This window comes from Neorhizobium sp. SHOUNA12A (assembly GCF_023006505.1).
Taxonomy (GTDB): Bacteria; Pseudomonadota; Alphaproteobacteria; order Rhizobiales; family Rhizobiaceae; genus Neorhizobium.
Genome location: NZ_JALBGV010000073.1, coordinates 21,398 through 28,933, shown reverse-complemented (window position 1 = coordinate 28,933; position 7,536 = coordinate 21,398). Strand labels below are relative to the sequence as shown.

Here is a 7,536-nt window from a genome sequence, read left to right as displayed (position 1 = left end):
CCCGTGCCGGCTCGATGCGCGTTTCCGGAGCCGCGGGACGTGGGATCTGGGCAGGGCGGGGTTCGGCGACGGGAGCCGGCCGGGCTTCCATGGCGGGTGCGGCTTGACCGGGAGCCGTCATGTCAAGCGGCTGGAAGCGGTTTGCCGCGCTTGCTGGGATCACCGGCACGGCGGGTGCCGCCGTGGAAATTCCGCTTTCGATGACGATATCGGTCGGCCCGCCGATCATGATCAGGTGCTCGACCCCGTCGCGGCGGATGAGGACCAGACGACGGCGCGCGTCGACGGCCGCTGCATCCAGCACCTGAAGCCGCGGCTGGCGATTCTTGCCGCCGCGCACGAAGGGGGACGGGCCGGCGCGGCCGCGCATGAGCCAGAGCGCGCCGATGAGGACAAGAAGCCCAATGCCGACGCCGACGACTGCGATCACCAGGCGGCCTCCATAGGCGCCCATCAGGTCATCTAACATCTCTTGCCACTCCTCATATGAACCCTGCGGTAAAAAACGACTTTTTTCCTACCGAAGCAAGCTGCTAACTGTCACTGTTGCGCGCTGAAAGACAGCGCAGAAAAGCAAAGATAGGTCACTCCGCCAAACTGTCCCGGGTTTTGTGGCTCAGCAGAGCTTTTTGCTTAACCAGCAACTTGCTAATAAGGAATCGCGGGATTCCTGATCCCTGAATGTTCATGGCCGCTGCGCCGGTCGAAATGCGAGGAATTGATGACGAAGTTGCAGCAGAGCGGCAACTACGATGCGCCCCTGGTGGAAAAAGGGACGCGTGGCGGCACCATCGTCCGAATCGTTCTTCTGGCGCTCGTTCTCTGTGGCGTGGCTGCCGGCTTCGTGATGTTCCAGCATGCGCTCGACAACGAGCTGGTGCTCGGCCTGCTCGGCATTCTCGCCATGGTCGGCATCTTCTTCCTGGTGTCGTCGATCATCGGCCTCGTCGAGGTCATGCCGCAGTCGCGTTCCGACGAATTGGCCCGCGGTTTCCTCGCCAACCATCCCGACGGCATTCTGATCACCGATGCCAAGGGCCGCATTCTTTACGCCAATGCCGCCTATGGCCGGATGACCGGTGCGACCAAGGCGAGCAACGTTCAGTCGCTCGAAGCGCTTCTGTCCAAGACCCGCGAATCGACTGAGGCGCTCTACCGGCTGACGACGGCTCTGCGCGAGGGCCGGGAAGGCCATGAGGAGTTCCGGCTTCTCCAGCCGATCGGACGGACGACCGGCAATGGTTCCGGTGCCCACTGGTACCGTCTCAAGGCACGGCTGCTGACGCCCGCCGACAGCCGCAAGGGCCAGCTCGACATCTGGCAGATCACCGACATCACCTCGGAGCGCGACGACCAGGAACGGTTCTTCCGCGAGCTGCAGAACGCTATCGACTATCTCGACCACGCGCCCGCCGGTTTCTTCTCCGCCGGCAAGAAGGGTGAGATCTTCTATCTGAACGCCACGCTTGCCGAATGGCTCGGCATCGACCTGACCAAGTTCGTGCCGCGCTCGGTAACGATTGCTGATCTGGTGGCGGGCGAGGGCATGGCGCTGATCCAATCGGTGCAGGCCGCGCCCGGTCTGAAGCGCACCGAGACGCTCGATCTCGATCTGCGCCGCGCCAACGGCCAGAGCCTGCCCGTGCGGCTGGTGCACAATGTCAGCGCCACCCGCGACGGCGCACCGGGCGAAAGCCGCACCATCGTGCTGGCGCGGCCGAAGGGCGGCGAGGGCGACCAGTCCGCCTCCGCGATGCGCTTCACGCGCTTCTTCAACAATACGCCGATGGCGATCGCCTCCGTCGATGGCGAAGGCCGGATCCTGCGCATCAATGCGCCGTTCCTCAAACTGTTTGCCGGCGTCGTCTCCCGCGACGACGTGGATGCCGGTATCGAACTCGACCGCATCGTGCACGACAATTCCCGCCAGCATCTGATGCAGGCGATTGCCGCCGCCAAGGACGGCCAGGGCGATATAGCGCCGATCGATTCGCGCCATCCCGGCGACGAGAACCGCTATGTGCGCTTTTACGTGAATGCCGTGATCGACGAGAGCGACGAAGCGCCTGAAGAGGCCGCGATCGTCTATGCCGTCGAGACGACGGAGCAGAAGGCGCTCGAAACCCAGATGGCGCAGACCCAGAAGCTCAATGCGGTCGGCACGCTGGCGGGCGGCATCGCCCACGACTTCAACAACGTCCTGACGGCGATTCTTCTGTCCTCCGACCACCTCCTCCTGCAGGCGCGCCCCTCGGATGCGAGCTTTGCCGACCTGATGGAGATCAAGCGCAACGCCAACCGCGCCGCCGTGCTGGTGCGCCAGCTGCTCGCCTTCTCTCGCAAGCAGACCATGCGGCCGGCGGTGCTGAACCTCACCGACGTCGTCGGCGACTTGCGCATGCTGGTCGACCGGCTGATTTCCGGCACCAATGTGAAGCTTGAAGTGGATTACGGCCGCGATCTTTGGCCGGTGCGCACCGACCTGTCGCAGTTCGAGCAGGTGCTGATCAACCTCTGCGTCAACGCGCGCGACGCCATGCCCCAGGGCGGCACGATCCTGATCAAGACCCGCAATGTATCCGCCGAGGATGCGGGCGGTTTCAACCAGGCGGATCTGCCGGCCGAGGACTTCGTGATGGTCGAGGTTTCCGACACCGGCACGGGCATTTCGCCCGAAATCATGGACAAGATCTTCGAACCGTTCTTCACCACCAAGGAAGTCGGCAAGGGGACCGGCCTCGGCCTCTCGATGGTCTATGGCATCATCAAACAGTCCGGCGGCTATATCTATCCCGAATCGGAAGTCGGACGCGGCACGAGTTTCCGCATGTTCCTCCCACGCCACATTCCCGAAACGCCCGTCGTCGTCCAGGACGTTACCGCAACCGGTACGCAGGCGCCGCCGGCCGCTATTGCGCCTGTCGTGTCGACGCCTGCATCCGACGACCTCGACCTCACCGGAAAGTCGGCAGTTGTCCTGCTCGTGGAGGATGAGGAGGCCGTCCGCCGAGGCGGCAAGCGCATGCTGGAAACCCGTGGCTACACCGTGCACGAAGCGGGTTCCGGCACTGAGGCGCTCGACATCATGGAAGAGCTCCAGGGCCAGGTGGATATCGTCGTCTCCGACGTCGTCATGCCTGAAATGGACGGGCCGACGCTTTTGACGGAACTGCGCAAGACCTATCCGGACATGAAGTTCATCTTCGTTTCCGGTTATGCGGAGGATGCGTTTGCCCGCAACCTGCCCGCCGACGCGAAATTCGGCTTCCTGCCAAAGCCCTTCTCGCTGAAGCAGCTTGCCGTGGCGGTCCGGGAAATGCTCGATTCGGAGTGAGAATCGGATCGTCCCTCATAAATTTCAAACGCCGCGATTCCCTCGTCAAATTGCGGCGCAGCCTTGATTTCAAACGGGAATTTTCCAAACCCACGGCGGGCGTGAACATCATGAGAACGAAATCGAAATACCTATTTTGACTCAATCTCTTGGGCGACCCTTGCCAAATGAGAACAAAATAGGTACATCACCTTTATCGGCTGCTTCATTGCGTGCGCGGCGGCAATAACCTAAAGGTGGGACCAGATGGCACAGAATAGTTTGCGGCTCGTAGAGGATAAAGGCGTGGACAAGAGTAAGGCGCTGGAAGCGGCATTGTCGCAGATCGAACGGTCCTTCGGTAAGGGATCGATCATGAAGCTCGGTGCAAACGAGAGCATTGTCGAGATCGAGACGGTTTCCACCGGCTCTCTCAGCCTCGATATCGCGCTTGGCATTGGCGGCCTGCCGAAGGGCCGCATCGTTGAAATCTACGGTCCGGAAAGCTCCGGCAAGACGACGCTTGCGTTGCAGACGATTGCCGAAGCCCAGAAGAAGGGCGGCATCTGCGCCTTCGTCGACGCCGAACATGCGCTCGACCCGGTCTATGCCCGCAAGCTTGGCGTCGATCTGCAGAACCTTCTGATCTCGCAGCCGGATACCGGCGAGCAGGCGCTCGAAATCACCGACACGCTGGTTCGCTCCGGTGCCGTCGATGTCCTCGTTATCGACTCGGTTGCGGCTCTGACGCCACGTGCCGAAATCGAGGGCGAGATGGGCGACAGCCTGCCGGGCCTTCAGGCACGCCTGATGAGCCAGGCGCTGCGCAAGCTCACCGCTTCGATTTCCAAATCGAATACGATGGTGATCTTCATCAACCAGATCCGCATGAAGATCGGCGTGATGTTCGGTTCTCCGGAAACCACCACCGGCGGCAATGCACTGAAATTCTACGCCTCGGTTCGCCTCGACATCCGCCGCATCGGTCAGGTCAAGGAACGCGAGGAAGTGGTCGGCAACCAGACCCGCGTCAAGGTCGTCAAGAACAAGATGGCGCCTCCCTTCAAGCAGGTCGAATTCGACATCATGTATGGCGAAGGCGTTTCCAAGACCGGCGAACTCGTCGATCTCGGCGTCAAGGCCGGCATCGTCGAGAAGTCCGGTGCCTGGTTCTCCTATAACAGCCAGCGCCTCGGCCAGGGCCGTGAGAACGCCAAGACGTTCCTGCGCGACAATCCTGAACTTGCCCGGGAAATCGAGACGTCGCTCCGCCAGAATGCCGGCCTTATTGCCGACCGCTTCCTGCAGAACGGCGGTCCCGACGCTGACGACGGCGACGCGGCCGCGGATATGTAAAGCGGTTCCGCCGCACTCGGAGATTTCTCCGGCGGATTATTTTGAACCGGTCGCGCATGGAAAGATGCGCGGCCGGTTTCTCGTTCGGTGAGGCGGCGGGGCGGCTGGACAGTTGGGGGTGTGGGCGATACAAGCCTCTGGTTTTCGAATAATAGGACCGCATCCGGCGGTAAAAAGGGCGTAGCATGAGCGGCGTGAATGAAATCCGGTCGACCTTCCTCGACTATTTCCGAAAGAACGGACACGAGGTCGTGTCCTCCAGTCCGCTGGTGCCGCGCAACGATCCGACACTGATGTTCACCAATGCCGGCATGGTTCAGTTCAAGAACGTGTTTACTGGTCTTGAGAAACGCCCCTATTCGACCGCGGCGACCGCCCAGAAATGCGTTCGTGCCGGCGGCAAGCATAACGACCTCGATAATGTCGGTTACACCGCCCGTCACCATACCTTCTTCGAAATGCTCGGCAATTTCTCCTTCGGCGACTATTTCAAGGCGAATGCCATCGAGCTTGCCTGGAACCTGATCACCAAGGAATTCGGCCTCGACGCCAAGCGGCTCCTGGTGACCGTCTATCACACCGATGACGAAGCTTTCGGCCTCTGGAAGAAGATCGCCGGTCTTTCGGACGACAAGATCATCCGCATTCCGACCAGCGACAATTTCTGGGCGATGGGCGATACCGGTCCTTGCGGCCCGTGCTCGGAAATCTTCTATGATCATGGCGACCATATCTGGGGCGGCCCTCCCGGTTCGCCGGAAGAGGATGGCGACCGGTTCATCGAGATCTGGAACCTCGTCTTCATGCAGTACGAGCAGGTGACGAAGGAAGAGCGGATCGACCTGCCGCGCCCGTCGATCGACACCGGCATGGGACTGGAACGTGTTGCAGCCGTCCTGCAGGGCCAGCACGACAATTACGACATCGACCTGTTCCGAGCGCTGATCTCTGCCTCGGAAGAGGCGACCGGCGTCAAGGCGGAAGGCGAACATCGCGGCAGCCACCGCGTCATCGCCGACCATTTGCGGTCCTCCGCATTCCTCATCGCCGATGGCGTGCTGCCCTCGAACGAAGGCCGCGGTTACGTGCTCCGCCGCATCATGCGCCGCGCCATGCGCCACGCGCAGTTGCTAGGTGCCCGCGATCCGCTGCTCTGGAAGCTGCTGCCGGCGCTCATCCAGCAGATGGGCCGCGCCTATCCGGAACTGGTCCGTGCCGAATCGCTGATTTCCGAAACGCTGAAGCTCGAGGAAAACCGCTTCCGCAAGACGCTGGAGCGCGGCCTTTCGCTGCTGTCGGATGCGACGAACACGCTTCACAAGGGCGATATGCTCGATGGCGAGACCGCCTTCAAGCTCTACGACACCTACGGTTTCCCGCTCGATCTGACGCAGGACGCTTTGCGTGCCCGCGAAATCGGCGTCGATATTTCCGGTTTCACCGACGCCATGCAGCGCCAGAAGGCGGAAGCCCGCTCGCATTGGACCGGTTCCGGCGACAAGGCGACGGAAACGATCTGGTTCGAGCTCAAGGAAAAGCACGGCGCGACCGAATTCCTCGGATATGACACGGAAACCGCTGAAGGCGTGGTGCAGGCGATCGTCCGCGACGGCAAGGCTGTCGACAGCGCGTCCGCCGGCCAACAGATCCAGATCGTCGTCAACCAGACGCCGTTCTACGGCGAATCCGGCGGCCAGATGGGCGATACCGGCGTGATTGCGACCGACAACGCCAGGCTGAATGTCTCGGATACCCAGAAGAAGGGCGAGGGCGTATTCGTCCACATCGCCACCGTGACCGAGGGCAGGTTGAAGGTCGGTGATGCCGCAGCGCTGACGGTCGATCACGATCGTCGCTCGCGCCTGCGTTCCAACCATTCGGCCACCCATCTGCTGCATGAGGCACTTCGCGAAGTGCTTGGCACGCACGTGGCCCAGAAGGGTTCGCTTGTCGCGCCCGAGCGCCTGCGTTTCGACGTTTCGCATCCGAAGCCGATGTCGGCCGAAGAATTGCAGAAGGTCGAGGACATGGCGAATGCCATCATCCTCCAGAACGCGCCGGTCACGACCCGGTTGATGAGCGTCGATGATGCGATCGCGGAAGGCGCCATGGCGCTGTTCGGCGAAAAGTACGGCGACGAAGTTCGCGTCGTTGCGATGGGCAAGGCAATCGAAGGCCCGAAGGCCGGCAAGGCTTATTCGATCGAGCTCTGCGGCGGCACCCATGTCAATGCGACCGGCGATATCGGCCTTGTTCACGTTCTCGGTGAAAGCGCCGTCGGCGCCGGCGTTCGCCGCGTCGAGGCGGTGACGGGCGAGGCGGCGCGTCTCTATCTTGCCGAGCAGGATGAGCGGGTGAAGACGCTGGCAGGTGCCTTGAAGGTGCAGCCGGCGGAATTGGTTTCGCGCGTCGAGGCGCTGATCGACGAGCGCCGCAAGCTCGAGAAGGAACTGGCGGATGCCAAGCGCCGGCTTGCGATGGGCGGCGGGCAGGGTGGTTCGGCCGGCGATTTCAGGGAGATCGGCGGCATCAAGTTCATGGGCAAGGCGCTCAACGGCATCGATGCCAAGGACCTGAAGGGCCTGGCGGATGAAGGCAAGGCGAGCCTCGGCTCCGGCGTCGTCACGCTGATCGGTGTTTCGGAAGACGGTAAGGCCAGCGCCGTGGTCGCGGTGACGCCTGACCTGGTCGAGCGCTTCAGCGCCGTGGATCTGGTCCGGGTCGCGTCCGTGGCGCTTGGCGGCAAGGGCGGCGGCGGCCGTCCTGACATGGCCCAGGCCGGCGGACCGGATGGCGCCAAGGCCAATGAGGCGCTCGACGCGGTGGCAGCCGCTCTCGGCGCCTGACGACAAACACCGGAAGCGGGC

4 protein-coding genes are annotated in these 7,536 nt (G+C 62.3%); 3 read left to right on the top strand and 1 reads right to left on the bottom strand.

Annotation, left to right across the window (positions count from 1 at the left end; all coding sequences use genetic code 11):
• A partial coding sequence (locus MOV63_RS25035) for a flagellar biosynthetic protein FliO (RefSeq protein WP_247037966.1) occupies window positions 1-469 on the bottom strand: 469 nt, incomplete at its 3' end.
• A gap of 252 nt (window positions 470-721) precedes the next feature.
• On the opposite strand from MOV63_RS25035, the gene cckA reads away from it, so the two are divergent.
• From cckA to alaS, 3 genes are all read left to right on the top strand, one after another.
• On the top strand, window positions 722-3,334 hold the full coding sequence (gene cckA, locus MOV63_RS25030; protein ID WP_247037964.1) for a cell cycle histidine kinase CckA: 2,613 nt from the start codon (window positions 722-724) through the stop codon (window positions 3,332-3,334).
• 246 nt (window positions 3,335-3,580) lie between these two features.
• A complete protein-coding gene (gene recA, locus MOV63_RS25025) occupies window positions 3,581-4,669 on the top strand; it encodes a recombinase RecA (protein WP_038542844.1) in 1,089 nt (362 codons plus the stop codon).
• 185 nt (window positions 4,670-4,854) lie between these two features.
• Window positions 4,855-7,515 carry an alanine--tRNA ligase gene (alaS, locus tag MOV63_RS25020; protein ID WP_247037962.1) on the top strand — a complete coding sequence of 887 codons (2,661 nt, stop codon included), beginning with the start codon at window positions 4,855-4,857 and terminating at the stop codon, window positions 7,513-7,515.
• Window positions 7,516-7,536: the final 21 nt, after the last annotated feature.